Origin of the sequence: Dactylosporangium darangshiense, from assembly GCF_039537565.1 — a bacterium.
In the GTDB taxonomy this organism is placed as follows: Bacteria; Actinomycetota; Actinomycetes; order Mycobacteriales; family Micromonosporaceae; genus Dactylosporangium; species Dactylosporangium darangshiense.
In genome coordinates, this window is sequence record NZ_BAABAT010000037.1 from 17326 (window position 1) to 35563 (window position 18238).

An 18238-nucleotide genomic window follows, 5' to 3' on the forward strand; every position below is an offset into this window, starting at 1 on the left:
CGGGTCGAGGGTGCTGTTGCTCATGCCGCTGTCTCCCCAACGGTCACGGGATCATCCACGATGGTCTCGTCGGCCTGACCGGTTGGTGTCACGGTCACGCGGAGATCCGGTCCGGTCAACTTACCCTCGGCAAGCGCCACGGTCACCCGCACGCCGGGCTCACCCAGTCGCACCCGCACCACCACATCGGCACCTTCGGCCTGAGCGTGCCCGAAGCCGGCGGCCGCGTCGAAGTGTTCCAACGCGACCTCGATCGCCGCGAACAGGATTGCAGCTGCCGCGCTGTCCAAGCCATTGAAATGAGCCAAGGTGACTTCGCCATCGGTGCGCAGCAACGTCGCGAACCGGCGACGACGAGCGGCCGCTGCTGCGGCTTCGGCCATTGCCGTGGCGCGGGCTTCGCTAGTGTCGGGTACCTTGCGGGGCCGGCCCGACTGCTGTCCGGACCGCTCGTGTTCGCGCAGGGTCACCTCGACGTGGTGACGCGTGCGACCCGCAGCTGCGACGCTGGCGTACGAGACATCCTCGTGCATCGTGCTGACCATGGCGTGCCAGGATGGCCAACTGCCGAACGCCGCCGCATACACGCGCCGGGCGTCCTCGTCGCTGGCCTGCGCGTGCAGGCTGTACGCCAGCTCACGGAAGTCCGCGCTCAGGTCGCTGCCCCGCCGAAGCGCCGTGTAGCGGCGGTCGATGGCCACCAGGAGCGTGTGCACCGCACCGGTCGCCGACGCGATCAGCCGCTGTACCGAGCCGTCCGGCGCGAACCACGCCGCCAGGTCGCCCAGTCGGCGGACCCTTTCATCGATCCAGTGCTGCTGATCCCGGGCATCGACAAGCCCAGCGTGCATCGCCGCCGCCTCCACCAGCGGTCGGTGTCCGGCAAGCGCCAGATCAACCAGTGCTTCGTCGACGCGCCGCAGCGCCCGCCCGTACTCGCGGGGGAACTGCCGCAGCGCCTCGACCACCCGGTCCCTGTTGTCGCCGAACAACGCGTCGTCCGTCACGTCAGACTGCACCATCTGCGCCAAGGCCGCGTAGAAGTCGGCCGTCACGTGGTGCATCTCCTCGATGCGTGTCCCGACGTCGTTGAGGTCTCCGGGCAGCAGGCCCCGATCGTGGCTGAGGTGCTCGAGTAGCGCCCGGATGGTCCGCTCCACATTGTCGAGCAGACGGGTCGGCAACTGCAGCGCCCGATGCGCGTCCAGCACCGCCGAACGCACCGCCGCCACCACCACACGCCCAACCCGAGTGAGCGCCCATGCCTCCTGCCGGCGTACGACCGCGTCCAATCCCGCGCTGAGCGCGGCGTAATCACGAAACGGCTCGACCAACCGTGCCCTCGTCAACTGGTCGAGCGTGTCCCGAACCTCCAGATCGGTCAGCTTGTCGCGGTATCCCACTTCGCGTACCTGAGCCACGATGTCGGCCAGCGTGGACATCGGCGCCCGCGTCGACAACTCCTCCAACGCGGCGAGCAATGCGGTATTGCGCTCCCGAGCCAGGTCTTCGGGCTGTCCGAAGCACCTCCACACCACCGGGTCGATGTCCTGCCACCACAACCGAGGCTGGCTCGGCACCCGTCACCTCCACATCGGTTGCCTTCGAGGACGAGGATAAAGAGCAGGTACGACAATCCGACGTGCCCGAGTTGGATGTTGAGCGATATGCGCATCATGTCGGTTCTTGCGAGCGGCACCGTTCGGTTCGCCGCACCACCGAAGGTCGATGAACGCATTAGCGAGCCGCAGGGCGGGTTCGATCAGAGCATGTCTATCAATTGACTCTCAAGAATCACCGCCGGACAACGCCCGGCATGCGGACAGTCCGCCTGTCCGCATGCCGGCCCAGTGCTGCCCCAAACCTTGATAGCGCTACGCAGATGAACAGCGATTGCTACAGAGCCACTGGCCAGAGCGCGACGAGACGCAGCGGGCAAGCAGCATTGTGCACGTCGATGTTCGTTACTATGGTGGCGCACGAACTCTGACCGGCCGGCTACTCCGCCGGCGTGGACGGGAGGTTGCAATGGGACAGCGGCCCCGGCAGCTGACCCCGCACCTCTCTGGGTTGGACCGATTCGGTAGCGAGCTACGGTCTTGGCGCGTTCAGCGGGGTCTGTCGCAGGATGCTTTGGGTCGGGTGGTGCACGTCAGCGGCGACCTGATCGGCAAGATCGAGAAGGCGGTCCGCCGTCCCACCCGGATGTTGGTCGAGTCCTGCGATACCGCCCTCCAGGCGCAAGGCGCCCTGCTGGCTGCCCTGGCATCGGTCGACGAGTCCGTGGCGCCGGCGCAAGTGGACGTCGGCGAGCCGACGGACCCGCTGGCCGTGAGCGCCTCGCTGAGCGACGCCGTGCTCTCGTGGCGGCAGATGCTGGCGATGCTGACCGCCGACGCCGACAAGCTTGGGCTCGCCCGAGCGGAGCCGATCGTGCGGGGCCAGCTGCAGGTCATGGCTCGGCTGCGCACAGCCGGACTGAGCCGTCCGGCGCCCGACCTGATGGTGGTCGAGTCGTTGTGGGCAGAGTTTCTGAGCTGGATTCACGACAATACCCGTCCACTCGGCGGTGGCGCCCGATGGCTCGAACTCGCCGAGTGGCTCGCCGGCGGCGCTGGTGCGCTCCAAGTGGCGGGCTACCTGCTGATGCGGCGCAGTCAGCAGGCCATCGAGGGCGGCGACCCTGCTTCCGCGATCACCTTGGCCCGTCGGGCGCAGGCGCAATCGGCCTTGCCGCCAGGGACGCATGCTTTGAGCGTGATTCGCGAGGCCCAGGGTCTCGCCCACGCCGGTGACGAATCCGGCAGCCGTGGAAAGATCCAGCAGGCGTATCGTCTGGTCGGCAAGAGCGCCGTCTTCACGGACGATCTGAACCTGACCGGCCACTGCACCCTCGGCTACGTCGCTGCCCACGAGGCATATTGCAGGCTGGTGCTCGGCGATCCGGCCGGTGCCGCCGCCCAATACGAGCACGCCTTGGCGGCCCTGCCGATTGGTTCGGCCCTCGACGAAGGGCTGTGGCGCGGCTACCTCGCACAGGCATATGCCGCCACTGATCGGCTCGACCAGGCGGCCAGCCAAGCGTCCGACGCCCTTGCCGTCGCCCGCGCGACCGAATCGACCCGAACCATGCGTCCGCTCAACGATGTCGCGGTGGCCCTCCGCCGGTCGAAGAGCGACGCAACCGCCGAATTCCTAGCCACCTACCGCGCCGCCGTGCACGCACCGTGAAACCATGAGTGCCGTGGAATTGATCACTACTGCCACCAGCGTGGATGAGCGCCATCGAGCGGCCGCCGTCGCCGTGTTGCCGGTCGGCAGTTTCGAACAGCACGGTGAGCATCTCCCTCTCACTACAGACACTGTCGTCGCTTGCGCCATCGCCGCCGCCATCGCCGAGCGTTACCAACTCCTCCTGCTGCCGCCAGTGACTATCGCTTGCTCGCACGAGCATGCCGCATGGCCCGGCACGGTCAGCATCAGCGCCACCACGCTGAGCGCAGTCGTGCGCGACATCGCCGCTTCCCTCGAACGGTCCGGCATCCACCAGCTGGCGATCGTCAACGGCCATGGCGGCAACTATGTCCTGAGCAACATTGTCCAGGAGGCAAACGTCGGCGCACGGCGGATGACCTTGTATCCGACCCGAACGGAGTGGGATGCTGCCCGATCGGCGGCCAAGCTGACCAGCAGCGGTCACGACGATATGCATGCCGGAGAGCTCGAAGTGTCAATGCTGCTACACGTCGCCCCTCACCTTGTACGCGACGGTTTCGTGAGTGGTGACCATGCGGCGCCGGACCGCACCCATCTCCTGCTGCACGGCATGGCGGCCTACACAGCCAGTGGTGTGATCGGGTACCCGTCCGCCGGATCAGCAGCCAAGGGCGCTGCACTGATGGAATCGCTGACAGAGTCTTTCGCCGGCCATCTCGCCGAGCTCGGCAAAGTCGTGACCGGTGACGCGGGCGCGGACTGACCGGCACGGAAGGCCGGCGCGCGGCCGACGTGGGCGATGGTGCGTAGTTTCTCCGCGACTTCCATGGAAGGCAGGTGACCCGTAGTGGCCCGCAGGGACTTCTACCGTGATCCGGAGGCACCGAAGGCGAACAGCGTAGTGCCGTCGGTTGTCGCCGCTGTCCGCAACGCCGCGGGTGAGCTGTTGATGATCCATCGGACCGACAACGACAAGTGGGCGCTGCCGGGTGGCGGGCACGACATCGGGGAATCCATAGCGCAGACCGTCGTGCGGGAAGTCTTCGAAGAGACCGGGATCGTGGTTGAGGTCACCGGGATCGTCGGCGTCTACACCGACCCGTGCCACGTGATGGCCTACGACGATGGGGAGGTGCGGCAGCAGTTCTCGATCTGTTTCACCGCGGAGCCGGTCGGCGGTACGCCGACCCCGTCAAGCGAGTCCCGTGAGGTGCTCTGGGTCAGCCCCGAGAACCTCGGCGCGCTCGACATCCATCCGACGATGCGGCTGCGTATCGAGCATGCCTTGGCGGGCCTGCGGCAACCCCACATCGGTTAAGCGGAGCGATAGCACACCGGCCGTCCGCACATCCGGCCACGACAAGGCTCCTTGTCGATGCCTGCTCGCCGAGGAAGGCGGGCGCCGCGACCCTCGGACTAATGCCGTCCACTGCATGGGTGGCCGCGGTCTCAGGCCACGGGTCTGACCGGCGTGGCCGGTTCGTTACACCGGCGAGGGCGGGCCAATGTCCGTTAGCGATGGTCGATGCCGCTCGTGGCTTCGTTCCACGTGGCGTCGAACCACGACTGGGCGGATGCTACGAACTGGGTGGCGTGGGAGGCGACATCGCTATCGGCGATGTAGTGGAACAGCGGGATGCTGCCGCCCGTCGAGACAGTGTCGTCACGCCGCTCAGGGTCGCCCGGTCCGGCCTGCGGCCGGGCCGGGTTGAACCCGAACATCGCCTCCTGGCGATTCAGGATGTAGAGGTCGGACATCGGCGCAGTATTGAGCGCCTGGACTTGCACGGCCACCGACATCGCCGGCTCAAGGTCAGACAGCCGCCGTATCAACTCCACGCCGTGCCGCGTCGCGCCGTCGCTGGGCAGCATGGCCGCCGGCCGCGGCGCGGCGGTGTCGGTCGGCCTGGGCTCTGCAGGCAGCGCCAGCCGCATGGTGATGCTTTTCGGCCGGTGGTTACCACCATGGGCGGCATCGAGCACGTGAACGAGCGCATCGCGTAGCTTCTCGGCTGAGACGCCGGCAAAGTCGATGGTCACGTGCGGGCGAGTGAGGGCAGCCGCGATCGCCGGTTCTAGGATGTCTGGAGGTTGACGCCGTAGGCGAACGAATGAGCCACTGCCCTGGCGCGTGACGATGAGACGCTCGCTGCGCAGGACTTCGAGTGCCCGCTTGACCGTCTCCCGGGCCACACCGTAGTGGGTCGCGAGCTGCGGCTGTGACGGCAGCTGGACACCCGGCGCGAGCTCACCGGTCAGGATCGCCGCGCGCAAGACGTTGGCGATCTGCTGCGAGACGTGCTCCGAGCTGTCCGGATCCAGCGCTGTCAGAGGTATCGCGCCCTCAATGGTGGGTGCCATCCGTTCAATCGCCTGTTCTGCCTTGCCGTGTCGTTGCTCGCGGCGCGAGTTCGAAAGAGTGTTGCCCAGGGTGGTCGAGATAGAGCAGGCACAGCAACGGGTCGCCGAAACTGTCCACCGCCGTTGGCGCGAGCGCTGGACAGCCCGCCATGACGACGATCTCGGACGCCGATAGTGTCCATCGGACCCACCATTCGGCTTCTTTGCTCTGCTGCGCCATGGCCGCATGGGCGTCGAGGTGTCCCATTTCAAGGTGGCAGCACTGCTCCGCTGGGACTTCATGCGCTCCATGCGGCCGGTTCGTCAGCCATTCGGTCTCCTCGGCGGAGAGTTGCAGTCGCGCAAGGCACCTGCTCGGCACGTCGTTCCCCTGGTCCATGCGTAAAGTCCATCCGTGATCCGTCGCACTGTCAACAGCCATCGCGCCCGGCCAATCGTGGCGCGCAGGGGACGATACGACGACTTATCAAATGCGGTCTGGTGCGCCAGTCACCTGCCAGTTCAGGCCAGCGACACGGTGGCATCGTGGGCAGGAGTCGCCAATTGGTACAACCGTCTCGGGTCAGAGCTTCTCGAACGTCGCGTTCAACGGGCTTTCGATGTCGACGCGGCAGATTTTCCAGCCGCCGGCAAGGGCGCGTTCCGCGCTCACCTTCCATCGTTCTTCGGCCTTGTCGACGTGTATTCTGTACGGTTCCTCCTCGCCGGGATGGAACGCGGCTCGAAGTCGCATGACGACCGTCAGCGTTGCCGGGTCGTTCCTCATGTCGCTGTACCGCTCGATCGTGAAACCGAGGCTGAAATCGAGCTGATATTCCTTGTTCCATTGCCACCACCGCGCGAACGCCGCTCTGGGCTGCTCCGAGCAGAGCGTGTTGTCGAACGTTTTCTTGTCATATTCGCCCTGGTAGTCCGATGTGCATTCGGCTCGCACCACTCGCCCTCCCCCGTAGTGGTAATCCAGGTCTGACACGCATGACGCCGCGGTAAGGGCAGAGAACGCCTCCTCGGGGGTGGGCTGCCCCCGGAACCCGAACGCGTCGGTACGGTCCCATGCGATGTTCAGCACGCCCGCCGCATTGGCGGCAAGGACGATCGCGAGAGCGGCGAGGTAGACGATGGCCTGGCGGGCAGTGCGTTGACGGCGGTTGCGCCAGAACCACGCCGAGAGGACAGCCAACGGCAGGGTACCGAGTGTAAGCCACGGTATGTACCACAGCGGGAAGCGCAGCCAGTACCAGATGATCAGCGCGGCCCATCCCGCCAGCCAGGGGGCGAGGAGGACGGCGGAGAACGCCCACGAGGTCCGGCGGGTGGCCCAGATGCCGACGGCGAGCGTCCCAGCGGCCTGGAATGCCGCGACGCCCGCAAGGAGGGCGACCTGGTCGAGGTGGTTCTGGCCGAACAGGGCGAACAGGCCGAGGGCGCCGCCCAGGCACCCGGCACCGCAAGCGCCGAGCATGGCGACGAGCAGGGTGACGGCGGTCGCGGTAGTGCGGGCGGTCGCGGTGGGCTTCGCCGGCGCGGGCGGGTCGATCGGTCGGCCGTCGACCGTGACCGGTATCGGGACGTAGATCACGGTAGGGCCGCTGGGAGGTGCGGCCGGCGCGGGCGGCTGGTGCTGCTGCGGGATGGGCTGCCCGTCGGGCTTAGGCAGGACTTCTCCGCTCAGCGGCGGTGGTTGCGATGGTGGCTGGTGCTGCCCCTGATCGCTCATGATCCGGCCCCGACCTCCCTGCGTTTCGGATCGTGTTCTTGTCGATGCCGGCGTCGAGAGGCACCAACAACGCCCGCGGGCGTGACGGCAATGAGGCGGGCGTGGCCGCCTTTGGAACCGAAGCCACGGCGTATATCAATCCGGCTTGTCCACACGCTGTAACGCGCTTAGGTCCCGCCGGCCGACGACCTGCCCATCCCGATTAGCGTCGACATTGTACATAGCCAGTTGGCGATATTTCGGCCGGCTGGAGTTGAACCGGCGGCCCGGTGCCGCAAGGCGAGCGGGCGATCCGCCGGGATCACGGGCCTTCTCTGGCGTCACAGTGTCGGCAGTGGGCTCATCGGGTAGGGGCTGGCGGTCGGCGTGGCAGCGGGTCAGGTCACGAAAGTGCCGCCAAACTTCGGTGCCGCGGTCGCGGATTGCCGGCATGCCGCAGTCGGTGCCGTCGCAGCCCGCCTTGTCCAACAGCAGGATCAGCCCGGGTGCGGTGGTGATCCGGACGGCCAAGGCGGCCAGCACGGCGTCCTGATCGGCATGCGCCATCACGACGTGACTCACCGGGTCGTTGCCGCTGTGTTCCGAGCGGGCCACGAAGTGATCAAGACGTGGTGAGCGGACACGGCCGTGTCAGCGGCGGTGCAGTACGCGGCGACAGCGCGGGGAGTGAGCGGCGGGACGATGCCGGGGCGGGGCCAGACACGGACCTGAGCCCGAGCTCGGCCGTGATCGTCGGGCACGACGTGGACCGCGACGGCCGCGATGTCGGGGTGGGCACTGAGCTTGCGGCGTAGCGATGTGCCGCGACAGCGTTGGTTCGCCGGGGTGAGGTAGTGCTCGGCAGGTTCCAGTTTGCGGACGATGATGCGTCCGTCGGAGGTGAGGGCGCCGATATCGCCACTGGTCCGCCAGGCCAGTGCCGGTGGGCAGGGTTGGTCGGCGCGATGTGCGACGGTGGCACAGCCCGCGAGGCTGGCGGCCTCGATGAGCCCGGCAACGCCGGGTGGGATCGGCTGTCCGGTGGGATCGACGGTGCGGAGCCGGAGGCCGGGCAACGCCGTTAACGCGGTTGCGGAGCGGTCGACGGTGGCAGTGGCGCCGTCGAAGGCAGGGGCGTGGTACCAGGTGGTCATGGTGACGTCGGCGGCCGCGGCGAAGTCGGCGAGGTGGTCGGTGGTGGGTGGAGCGATGGTGGCGGGGACGACGACGCGGCGCAAGGCGCGGGTGGCGATGCCCAACCAGCCGGGCGATCGTTCGCGATGTTGGAGCAGCGCCTTGATTTGGCCAGGGGCGAGGACGGCCCAGTCTGCGTGGGTGTCGGCTGCGGTATGCAGCCAGCTGGCGGGGGTGAAGTCCGGTTCGAGGACGACGGTGCCGCCGGCGACCAGCTGTCGGATGGCGATTTCGAAGATGGCGGCGGCGTGTAGGGGTGCGGCGATGAGGGCGGTGCCGCCGGTGGTGAGGCCGATCGCGTCGCCGACGCGTGGGATAGTGGGTGGTTCGCCCCCGGCGAGCCAGATGTGCCGGATGCCGTACTCGGTGTGCAGATGCGCGCGCCAGGGCTGGCACCAATGCGCGACCGTCGTGGTCTGCGTGATCGCGTCGTCGACCGCCTTCGCCCGAAGGCCGAATGGGATAGGCAAGGGGATGCCGTCACAGAGCCACACCGCAAGGGCGTCGGCGATCGCCCCGACGGTGGGCATGGCCACGAGCGGCGCGATCGCGGTCGCGCCGACCCGACGGTCCGCGACACGCTGGTAGGCCATCCGCCACAGCTGCCCGAACGTGGTCGTGCGGTCGCGGTCGACCACTGCGATCCGAGTCGCGTCGGCGTCGGCGAGCTGTCGGAACCGATCCACAATCGCCTGCACAGTCGTCAAGCCCGCACTGCTGAGTAGGGTCGAGGCCGGGCTCATGGACGGCTCCAGCAGCACGGCGGCCGGTGCCGAGCCGCGCCGGAACAGCTTCCGGTAGTGCGCCCGGCGACGTCAGTAGATGCCGGTGGCACGTCAAAGAAGATCGGCCAGCTTCCTGGCGGCCTCACTCGGTCGCTTCCGGTTCGGAACATCGCGTCGTCCTCTGTAGATGTCGGCTGGGTTCGGATGCGCCGGGGTGGGCCGCCCGCGCCACGCAGAGCTGCGAGGTGAGCGCCGTGCGGGCGGCCCTGGTAGGGGCCACGCGGCCTCCCATCGATCCCGGGGGGATCGGCTGGGGAGGCGCCGTGTGCGTCATCGCAGCTCCATGCTCCTGCCACAGGAAGTGCCGATTCCTGAAGCGATGAACGGAAAACGCTGTTCCCTGCGAGCCCCACCGGATCGCAACACCATCCACAATCACCACTGGACGATGCGCCGTCGATACGCTGGATGCGGACAGCGACGATGTCCGCAACGGCTGTCCGTTCGGCAACAACCCGCCGTCGTGTAACAATCGGCATTCGTTCATATGCGGTCCGCGATGCCACAAACGTGGCGATTGAGATGGGTCAGACCCCGAAGCGGTTGGTTCCGGCGAGGTCCGTGCTGGACTACGCGGGCGCGCGGGTGCGAGCCATGCGTATCGCTCGCGGGCTGTCGCAGGCGGTGCTCGGCGCGCTCGTGTTCGCCCACCGGGATCTGGTGCGCAAGATAGAAACCGCTGAGCGGATTCCCTCGGGCGAATTCCTCGGCCGCTGTGATGAGGCGCTGGAGGCTCGCGGCGCGTTGGCCCTGCTCATACCGCTGGTGGAGCGTGAACGACTACTCCGCAGCGCACGCACCGATACCACCAGCCCCTCGGCCTTTCAAAGCGGTGCCACTGACCGGCCAGTCCTCGACTGGCTGCTCACCGAGTCCGCCGATCGGCAGCCGGCCACGGACGATGACACCGTTGTGGACGCGGCTGCGCGACTGGATCGGTTACGCAACCGGGGACCACGCCCATGGCGCAGGCACGGTTTATCCGGCGTAGCTGACGCGCTGCGCGGTCGGCTGGCCGGGCTTGCCGCGACCGCGCCGCAGATCGCGACCGGGATGTTGGAGCTGGCGGGGTACGAGGCCGTCGACCTTGGCGTGGACGGGCTGGCGCAGCGGCACTACCTGCACGCACTTGAGTTGATGACCCGAACCGGCAACCGCGTCTATGGCGGGTACCTGGTCGCGGTGAGCCTGGCGCACCTGGCGTTGCACTGCGGCGACGCTGAGCAGGCGTTGCGGTTAGCGACCGCCGGTCTGCGCGACACTGAGCGCCAGGCCACCCCGGCCGTGCGGGCGGCGTTTCGCACCGTGCAGGCCCGCGCCCATGCCCGCCGCCGCGACGAAGCCGCCTGCGCCCGCTGCGCTGCTGTACGCCGAAGCCGACCTCGCCCGTAGCCGCCCAGGCGAGGAACCCGGCTGGATCGGGTACTTCGGCGAGGCGGGCTTCGCCGACGAGAAGGCCCACTGCTTCTTCGACCTCGGTCTCTACGAGCCGACGCACCGCGAGACCATTACCGCCCTGGAACTGCTGCCAGCGGACCGGGCGCGCCGGATCAGCATCGACACCGCCCTGCAGGCCGCCGCCCTCGCACGCGCCGGCGAGTTCGACGAAGCCTGCACCGTCGCCCGGCAGGCCATCGATCATGGAGCCGGGGTGGCATCGTTCCGCACCGTACACCGCATTGTGCTCATGCTCGCCGAGCTGCAACCACACGCGGACCTGCCGCAGGTTCGCGATGTCATCGACTACGCCCACACCACGCTGACTCCGTTTACTACTCCGGCGTAGCCATCCCGTCCCGATTGAGCACCGCACGGTAGAGGGCAAGCTCGGCATCGAGGGCCTGCCGCTGCGCCACGTCTGACAGGTAGTGGCCGACCTCCTCGAACTTCAGCATCCCGGCAAGCAGACCGCGGCGCCGGAGCGCTTGAGCTAGCGCCCCGGCATCCCCAACCGGCGCAACGGAGTCGTCCGCAACAACTGCGGGTCCACGATCGCCGACCTGGCCACCGCCAGCACGAACGGACCGTCGTCGCACGCCGCTTTCAGCGCGGTGTAGCCGCCGGCGCTGGCACCCGAGATGAAGACCGCGTTGGCTCGCACCCGGCGGCCGACGATCAGGTGCAGTGCGGCTGCTCGGCAATCTTCCACGTCGAACCGGCCCCAGTTGCCGTCGAGGGCCTTGCGGAACGCTCGACCGTAGCCGGTACTGCCGCGATAGTCGACGTCCGTGACAGCGAATCCCCGGCTAGTGAAGAACTGCACCTCAGGGTCCAGCCGCAGCTCGTTGTGATACGTCGGCCCGGCATGCGGCCGCACAATCAACGGCGGCACGCCCTCCACAGTCGGCACGGGCGGATAGAACAACACTGTCAGCTGGCCGTCGACGGCATCGACCTGCATCACTTCAGGAATGGACACCGCCCGTTCTGGGAGCGGCTGGGCCGGGCGGCGGATTACCTCGACGGCGTCGGTGCCGTCCACGGCGACCAGCGCAACCTCCGGGACATGCGTCGAAGACGCGCCGATGAGCCCAACACGGTCACCACACACGACCAAATACGGCTTGATCGACGTGTACGGCAGGGCGACGGGCTTGGCCCTGCCATCCGGCTCGACGACGAGCAGCTGCTGGCACGGACCTACCTGCGTCGTGATCGCGACCCGCCCGCCCGGAAGCAGCACATAGTTGGCGTACCCGGACTCCTATGGCGCGGTCGCGCACTCCGCGGCCATCGGCGCCACCGCCTCTACGACCCCGTCACGCCACCGGTACAGATTCCACCAGCCCGACCGATCGGACATGAAGTACAGCGATCCGTCAGCCGCCCACGCGGGTTGGACCGCTGACTCGTTGGGCCTGCCCGCAACCCGCCGGGCATCCTCGATCCGACCACCCGTCGCGTAATCGGCGGCCCACACCTCGCACGAGTCCCAAGGCATCACCGTGGAGTTCCATCGCATCCATGCCAGCCGGCCCGCAGACCGCCGCGGCGAAGCCACAAACCCGTCAACAGATAGCAGCACGCGGGCGTCGGGACGACCCGGTCTGACAGCAACGAGGTCATCGCGTGCCTCGCTCTCACGTACGGCGAGCAAGTCACCGTCGTCCGGAGCAAGATCGCCGTACATATCGGTTGTCGAGATTGGGCGGCACCCCGACAAGCTGACCGGTCGAGGCATCCACCGCCACCACCTGGTCCGGCTCGAGAACCGTGTACGGCTGCCCACCGTAGGCGTGCAACGTACTGCCGATGCCGCCGGCGACGCCGTATGTGGCGAGGCGCCCGGCATCCCATCGCATGAGAACCGATCGGCCTGAAGATGGCCGAGACTCCAGCCACCACAACGTGGTGCCGTCACTGGTCAACCAATCAAAGCCGGCACCCGGGTCGGCGACATCGCGATCGCTCACGGCCTCTTGAACCAGCGGTCGAACTTTTCCGCGCACTCAACGATCACAGCACACCAGCCCTCGACTCACCCACGCGGCTGTACTCGACCAGGCGGTAGAGAGCAATCGGCGGCGGCGCCGAGAGCCAGCGCAAGTGCCTGGTGCGCCGGAATTTATCCACAGTGATGAACTGACACTTGTCAGTTACGCCACCCGTTGACACCCTGATCCGGGTCCGCGTCACGATCGATCGGGGGGCATATGAACGACGAGACACCATCGGGCCGGAGGCTCGACCACCTGCGGCCGACGCGCAGAGGACTCGCCAAGATCGTACTGCTATTCGACACCTTCCTGATGCTCATGCCGGCGATTCTCACGTTCTCCGTGGCGTCCAACCCCCGCAACCTCCCGCGTGATCCCGTGCTGTGGGTCGGATTGATCCTGGCGGCAGGTCCTGTCCTGGGCTCGTTCGTGACCGCCATCCTCCTGCTGCTCGCGCCGCGGGACGACGAGGAGCGGGAATGGAAACTCGCCGGATGGACCGGCGGGCTGTTTGGCCTCGGCGTGATCATCTTGATCGTTGCCGGGTCACTGAGCAGCGAATGAAAGGTGGGGCGCGATGACGTCCAGAGTGTCAGACGATCCGGCCACTGCCTCAACGTCGGCGGTCTTGGTGCGCGACTCACGAGCCCGGATCAGCGTCCCGGGTTACTTCCGTAATGATCACATTGTCGGCTTGCGAGGGTCTGGGAGGAGTCGATTCGGCAATCTCGGGCACGCGGCGACCCTCCATGCCAGGCCGGGCCTCGGGGCGCGACGTCCGGGACTCCGACGAAGTTCAGAACACGATGCCCGAATCTCCGAAGCGCCAAGGCGGCGCCGCAGACCGTCGTGCAGCACCCCAACGGCCGCCCTGCGCCAACGCCGCTGCCTGAAGGTCGGCGAGGAACGCGTTGAGCCGGCCACCGTTGCGCTCCGCGAGCGGACGGTTGTCCAGCACCTCGTCCGTGCCCGGCCAGTCCTCGGCCGCCGGGTTCAGCGGGAAGAAGATGTCGGTCATCAACGATACGGCGACAACGAACTGGCCCTCGCGGACGTCGGCGAACAGCTGGATCGGTGGTGCATTCCACCGCACCGGGACCTTCGCCCGCTCGCCGAGCTCCGACGTGCCGTCGAACCAATCTTCCTCGACCCGGGCGCTTGCTGCCCAGCGGGTCTGCGCCGGCGCGTAGGCGAGACGGGTCGAGTACCGCATCTGCCAGTAGCCACTCAGCACGTACCCGGCCGGATACTCGTCCAGCGGCCCGGGGCGGTCTGGGTGGGCGTCGGCGAAGTCGCCGATGTAGCCGTCGCGGTTGCGGTCGAAGCCGATCTCCGGCGAGGTGTCGACCCGCAGCATCTGGTGGCGTTCACCGCCGTCGAACAACGCCCGTTGCAGGCGCAGCAGTGGCTCCGGGCCACCGCTGACCGGTAGCGCCGCCCACCACTCGAACATCTCCGGATTGTCGTAGGCGTTCCAGTGGTTAGGCACCGGCCGGAGGTCAGGGGCAGGCGCCGGCGAGCTCATGCAGCTGCTCCGCAGTTCATCGCAGTTTCCCCGTTCCGGTTAACGACGCTGAGCTCGTCGTGCGCTGGCGTGCCGCCAGGCCACAGGACGTTGCCGGCGACCCCGGCGTACTTGCGTTGGTGCATGAGCCGCGCGAATCCAGCCCGGTCCAGGCCGTGCTCGAGCATTGTCGGTTCCAGTACAGCACGGCGACCCTCGCCTAGCCGGCCGGTTCCCGGTCGATCACCCCGGTCTGGCCGTTGAGGTCTGTTGCGTCGGGCGTTCTCCAAGTAATGCAGGCTTGAGCGGTCAGCGACCGACGCGACGAGTCAAGTGCAGGGCACACCGAAGCGGCCAGATGTGTTGCCCGGCGGTCAGGATGAGGACGAACGCGGCACTGCCGATGAGGACGAACGGGAGGCGGTTGGTGCTCACGGCGCCGCCGTGGTCCTCACACTGCCGGTGATGCGGGTCGATGTCATGCGATCGTGGGTGGGCAGACTTCTCCCCGGGAACCCGGTAATGATCAACTTGGGGCCAGCAGGCGCCCGGCGGTAAACACGCCGATGAGCGTCCACGGCCGGGCGTGTCGGGCGAACCGGCGCCGCCAGGCCAGTACCGCAGCGCTCAGTGCGGTCAACGCGTCGGCCAGTTCGGTGGGCTGGGGATCCAGGGCGGCGAGCAGGTCCGGGTCCAGCTGGGCAGCGATCTGCACGCCCCGCCGGCGCAGCCAGTCCAGATGCTGGCGGCTGCGGGCGGCGCGGAGCCAGCGGCGTACGGTGCCCGGTGCTCGCCCCAGCTGGGTGGCGATGCGCCGCCAGCCCTGCCTGTTGGCCTTGGCGACCAGCGCAGCGCCGATGACCTCGGCGGCGTCAGCCCGACGCGGCAGTAGCCAGCCGGGCAGCAGCACCTGGGTGCGCCGGCAGGCGGCGCAGCGGGCCCGGCGTGGACGTACCGCACGGGTCGAGCCGTCCAGCAGCCGTACCCGCCGTGCCGCCGCGTATGCCCATGGCCGCAGCCGGCCCCCGCAGCGCGGGCAGGCGAGCACACCGGCGGCCAGGTCGGCTCCGACCTGGTCCGGCTCCGCCACGACGATCACACGCTGCTCCCGCCACGAGGGTCAGCCTTGCCTACCACAGCGGCGAGTGCCCAGGGGTCAACTCGTGTTGGCCGCGGTCCCGCCGGACCGTCCACAAGAGACGTCCACGGCGCCTGTTCGGACCCGGCACCGTGAGCACCTGCCGCGCCAAGTCGATCAACACTCCGGCGGGCGTACGTCTCGGCCGTGCTCTTCATGCTCAAGGTGATGCTGCGGACGAACCCCAGACAGGGCCGTCCCTCATGCTCACCGTCAACGACGGAACCGGGCTTCTACATCCTCAACCTGAGCGCCGCCCAACACCAGATGCTTAAAGAGTCAGCGTCGATCGCCGGCACCGATCCTGGTGGCAGCCGCCCAGGACCGCCACCCGAGAGTTTCACAGATGCTTGACACTCGCGTCCCACCGCCGGGTCCGCGGTCGCCAGCACCGGACTGCCCGAACTTACGGCGGTCGCCCACGATGAGCGGGCATGGCTGATTCGGACACCAGCCGAGCTCCGGCACCAGATCGCCTCCTTGACCAGTTGAGCATTCAAGGTCTCCGTCATGTGAACCGCATTTGACGGCGTGCGACAACCGTCGATACGTTCAACGCCGTTCGAGGCCCGTCAAGCAGAACGGGAATCCGCAGTTCGCCCGGCGAGCTGGACACGTCGCCAACGGTCCGACCAGCCGGGTTCGTCTCGGCAACCGCCGTCACGTCTGCGGCGCCGCACCGGCCCAACGGTGGATAACGCGGGACGTGCTGTGCGAAGCGTCGAAGAACGCTGCAACGAACGCGGTGACGGTGTCGGTGTCGAACGGCTGGCAGGAGAAGATGTTGAGGAAGGCGGTGCGGCTGCGTTCGGCGAAGTGTGCAGTGATGCTTGAGGTGGTGATGAGCTGGACCAGGCTGTAGCCTGCGGCGTCGGGATCGTGCAGGGCGAACCGTTCGCACAGCGGCTCACCCCACGCGGTCATGCCCAGCTGCGCGACGAGCACGCTCGCGAAGCGACGAAGTACGTCCCCGTCGCTGATCATCTCAAGGTTGCAGCCGTGCAGGTCCAGGACCAGCTCTACGCCCCACGGTGTCACCGCGCCTGCCACATTCGCCGGGCCGCTGGCCGGGGGGGTGTTGGCTCGTGCGTGCCGGTTGGTGTCCATCAGGCCGCCTCCGCCGTGAGTGCGGCCGTCTCGTACGTCCAGTAGTGCTGCCCGTCGGAACGCTGGCCGCGGTAGCCGAACGGGCTGGTGTCGTCGATGTCGCGGGCGCGGGCGGCCCTGGCGAGTACCACATCGACGACGCGGGCCAGCCTGGCGTTGGCGTCGGCGAAGTCGAGGCCGATGATGCCGCCGTGCTCGGCGGCCTGGTGGTACATGCCGGTGATCAGCTGCACGAAGGTGCCTTGCGGCGCGTGATCGGCGACCACGACGAACCCGCAGTACCAGACACACCGTTCCGCGTAGGCGTGCGGCCATCGGGTCCGGAAATAGTCGGGCGAGACCGCCGGCCATGCGACGAGATCGTTAGTGAACGTCGCCAGGGCCACGCACCGGCCGCCGTCGGCGGCATCGAGGATGCGCCACTTCTCGATGCTGCTGTTCATGCAGATGTCGGCGAATACGGCATACGGCAGCAGATGCGTTTGGACGGCTTGGTCGGCCATCACGCCCATCCGCAGCGCGTACAGCCGCCACGCCTCCGCCAGGGCATCGCCGTTGAGCTGCAATGCAATGTCAGTCTTCAGCAAGGGGTACTCCCAGTCAGGTCCCACAGTGGGTCAGGTGTTGCACGGGCGAGCGTTGCGCGTGCTGCTAGTTCTGCGGCCAGCCGTCGGTGGCCTTCCGCAGGTCGTCGGAGAAGGACGGTCGGCGGCTTCCGCCGTCCTCCGGGTGCGGCCGGTGCTGCCGACCGGATACCGTGGCCCACCAGCACGCCTAGCAGCAATGCGGCCGTGCCCAGCGAGACCTGCGGTGGCCCCGAACCCGTCGTGCCACCGCACTCCGAACTCGGCGTCAACCCGCGAATGGACAGCCACCGCGACGTCGAAGGCGGCGGCCAAGGTCACCCCCACGACCCGTCGCAAGACGGCCCAGCGGACCAGGCCCGCACCGATCGCGATCACTGTGCGCCGTCCGGCCGAGTTCCCGGTCGGCGCCGCCGGCCCGGAGGGTGGATCGGCACCTGCATCGCCCGCAGCCAGCAAGTAAGGACCCGGCGGCTCATCTGCAACTCCTCGGCCACAGCCGTAAGAGGGTGCCCGGCCAGGTATCGCGCCGCTGCGACAGGTGCGCGCTCGTCGGTCGGCGGTGGCAGGAGGCCGTACCGGCTCAGGCTGTCCCGCACCGTCGATGGGGACACGCCAGCCAACCGGGCGATCCGATTCACGGACCGGATGATGGCGTACTGCTCGGCCAGCCAGTCTCGCGATAGGGACGCGCCTGCGTGCGGCCGCAGCGCAATGCGGGCGCGGTCCAGCCAGCGGTAGATCGTCATCCGGCCGACGCCGGCCTCCACGGCCAAGTCGCCGACCTCGGCCTGCTCATCGACGTACCGGCGACGCAGCCACGCATCGCGGGCTGGTCCCGGCCTTATCAAAGTCGTGTTGGACATAGGTGGCGGCCTCCCCATACTGCCTGCGGCGCCGGTCGTGCAAGCGGTTCGGACGACAGATGCATGCCCCGCCCCGGGATTGGGTGCCGTTCTCGGGGCGGGGGTCGAGTGGAGCCGAACGAACGCCCAGTACCGTGCGGTCGGGCGGTCCACAGGCCGGCAACGTGCAGCGAGGCGAAGACGCCAGGCGCCTTGCCGCGTCCCCCGTGCACGTACCGGATTCGGATTGATCGTGCCGATCGGCAATAGCATGCCGTGGATATGCGGGCACCTGCATTGACGATTTCTGCCAACACCATGACGATTTGTGCCAGGCCTTCCTCATCGCCACCAAACGGTGGTGGCCGCCT

At 67.9% G+C, this 18238-nt stretch carries 19 protein-coding genes; 6 read left to right on the forward strand and 13 right to left on the reverse strand.

What is annotated here, in order from left to right; genetic code table 11:
* Positions 1 to 20: 20 nt before the first annotated feature.
* Positions 21 to 1580, reverse strand: coding sequence for a DUF2397 family protein (locus ABD901_RS42640; protein ID WP_345136611.1), 1560 nt, complete (start codon positions 1578 to 1580; stop codon positions 21 to 23).
* 448 nt (positions 1581 to 2028) lie between these two features.
* Between ABD901_RS42640 and ABD901_RS42645 the strand changes: the two genes are divergently transcribed.
* From ABD901_RS42645 to ABD901_RS42655, 3 genes are all read left to right on the forward strand, one after another.
* Positions 2029 to 3231, forward strand: a complete 1203-nt coding sequence (locus tag ABD901_RS42645) for a helix-turn-helix transcriptional regulator (protein WP_345136613.1) — start codon at positions 2029 to 2031, stop codon at positions 3229 to 3231.
* A gap of 13 nt (positions 3232 to 3244) precedes the next feature.
* Positions 3245 to 3979 (forward strand): creatininase family protein, encoded by a 735-nt coding sequence (locus ABD901_RS42650; RefSeq protein ID WP_345136804.1) that lies wholly within the window; start codon positions 3245 to 3247, stop codon positions 3977 to 3979.
* An 84-nt stretch (positions 3980 to 4063) separates the two neighbouring features.
* Complete coding sequence (locus tag ABD901_RS42655) at positions 4064 to 4534, forward strand: NUDIX hydrolase (RefSeq protein ID WP_345136615.1); 471 nt, start codon at positions 4064 to 4066, stop codon at positions 4532 to 4534.
* Between the two features lie 194 nt (positions 4535 to 4728).
* Here ABD901_RS42655 and ABD901_RS42660 read toward each other — a convergent pair whose 3' ends face one another.
* From ABD901_RS42660 to ABD901_RS42680, 5 genes are all read right to left on the reverse strand, one after another.
* A complete protein-coding gene (locus tag ABD901_RS42660) occupies positions 4729 to 5577 on the reverse strand; it encodes a GntR family transcriptional regulator (protein WP_345136617.1) in 849 nt (282 codons plus the stop codon).
* 4 nt (positions 5578 to 5581) lie between these two features.
* Entirely contained in the window at positions 5582 to 5956 is a 375-nt protein-coding gene (locus ABD901_RS42665) for a hypothetical protein (RefSeq protein ID WP_345136619.1), read from the reverse strand.
* A 183-nt stretch (positions 5957 to 6139) separates the two neighbouring features.
* Entirely contained in the window at positions 6140 to 7156 is a 1017-nt protein-coding gene (locus tag ABD901_RS42670; RefSeq protein WP_345136621.1) for a hypothetical protein, read from the reverse strand.
* A 273-nt stretch (positions 7157 to 7429) separates the two neighbouring features.
* Positions 7430 to 7888, reverse strand: coding sequence for a hypothetical protein (locus tag ABD901_RS42675; RefSeq protein WP_345136623.1), 459 nt, complete (start codon positions 7886 to 7888; stop codon positions 7430 to 7432).
* A complete protein-coding gene (locus ABD901_RS42680) occupies positions 7852 to 9210 on the reverse strand; it encodes a class I adenylate-forming enzyme family protein (RefSeq protein WP_345136625.1) in 1359 nt (452 codons plus the stop codon). The genes ABD901_RS42675 and ABD901_RS42680 overlap by 37 nt, the downstream gene beginning before the upstream one ends.
* Positions 9211 to 9762: 552 nt before the next feature.
* Between ABD901_RS42680 and ABD901_RS42685 the strand changes: the two genes are divergently transcribed.
* Positions 9763 to 10644, forward strand: a complete 882-nt coding sequence (locus tag ABD901_RS42685) for a helix-turn-helix domain-containing protein (protein ID WP_345136627.1) — start codon at positions 9763 to 9765, stop codon at positions 10642 to 10644.
* Positions 10574 to 11038, forward strand: coding sequence for an NsdA family TPR-like regulatory protein (locus tag ABD901_RS42690; protein ID WP_345136629.1), 465 nt, complete (start codon positions 10574 to 10576; stop codon positions 11036 to 11038). The genes ABD901_RS42685 and ABD901_RS42690 overlap by 71 nt, the downstream gene beginning before the upstream one ends.
* On the opposite strand, the gene ABD901_RS42695 is transcribed toward ABD901_RS42690, so the two are convergent.
* Both ABD901_RS42695 and ABD901_RS42700 read right to left on the reverse strand, forming a co-directional pair.
* Complete coding sequence (locus ABD901_RS42695; RefSeq protein ID WP_345136631.1) at positions 11025 to 11147, reverse strand: hypothetical protein; 123 nt, start codon at positions 11145 to 11147, stop codon at positions 11025 to 11027. The genes ABD901_RS42690 and ABD901_RS42695 overlap by 14 nt on opposite strands.
* A 35-nt stretch (positions 11148 to 11182) precedes the next feature.
* Positions 11183 to 11935: a prolyl oligopeptidase family serine peptidase gene (locus tag ABD901_RS42700; RefSeq protein WP_345136633.1), complete on the reverse strand. Its 753-nt coding sequence runs from the start codon at positions 11933 to 11935 to the stop codon at positions 11183 to 11185.
* Between the two features lie 970 nt (positions 11936 to 12905).
* Between ABD901_RS42700 and ABD901_RS42705 the strand changes: the two genes are divergently transcribed.
* Complete coding sequence (locus ABD901_RS42705; RefSeq protein WP_345136635.1) at positions 12906 to 13253, forward strand: hypothetical protein; 348 nt, start codon at positions 12906 to 12908, stop codon at positions 13251 to 13253.
* Positions 13254 to 13485: 232 nt separating this feature from the next.
* On the opposite strand, the gene ABD901_RS42710 is transcribed toward ABD901_RS42705, so the two are convergent.
* The 5 genes from ABD901_RS42710 to ABD901_RS42730 form a co-directional block, all read right to left on the reverse strand.
* Entirely contained in the window at positions 13486 to 14178 is a 693-nt protein-coding gene (locus tag ABD901_RS42710; RefSeq protein WP_345136637.1) for a hypothetical protein, read from the reverse strand.
* 541 nt (positions 14179 to 14719) lie between these two features.
* The gene (locus tag ABD901_RS42715; RefSeq protein WP_345136639.1) at positions 14720 to 15292 is read right to left on the reverse strand and encodes a DUF6431 domain-containing protein; all 573 of its coding nucleotides are present in this window, start codon (positions 15290 to 15292) and stop codon (positions 14720 to 14722) included.
* 699 nt (positions 15293 to 15991) lie between these two features.
* A complete protein-coding gene (locus ABD901_RS42720) occupies positions 15992 to 16438 on the reverse strand; it encodes an S-adenosylmethionine decarboxylase family protein (RefSeq protein WP_345136641.1) in 447 nt (148 codons plus the stop codon).
* Positions 16438 to 17025, reverse strand: a complete 588-nt coding sequence (locus ABD901_RS42725) for a hypothetical protein (protein ID WP_345136643.1) — start codon at positions 17023 to 17025, stop codon at positions 16438 to 16440. Before ABD901_RS42725 ends, ABD901_RS42720 begins: the two co-directional genes overlap by 1 nt.
* Positions 17026 to 17396: 371 nt before the next feature.
* A complete protein-coding gene (locus tag ABD901_RS42730) occupies positions 17397 to 17798 on the reverse strand; it encodes a hypothetical protein (protein ID WP_345136646.1) in 402 nt (133 codons plus the stop codon).
* Positions 17799 to 18238 lie beyond the last annotated feature (440 nt).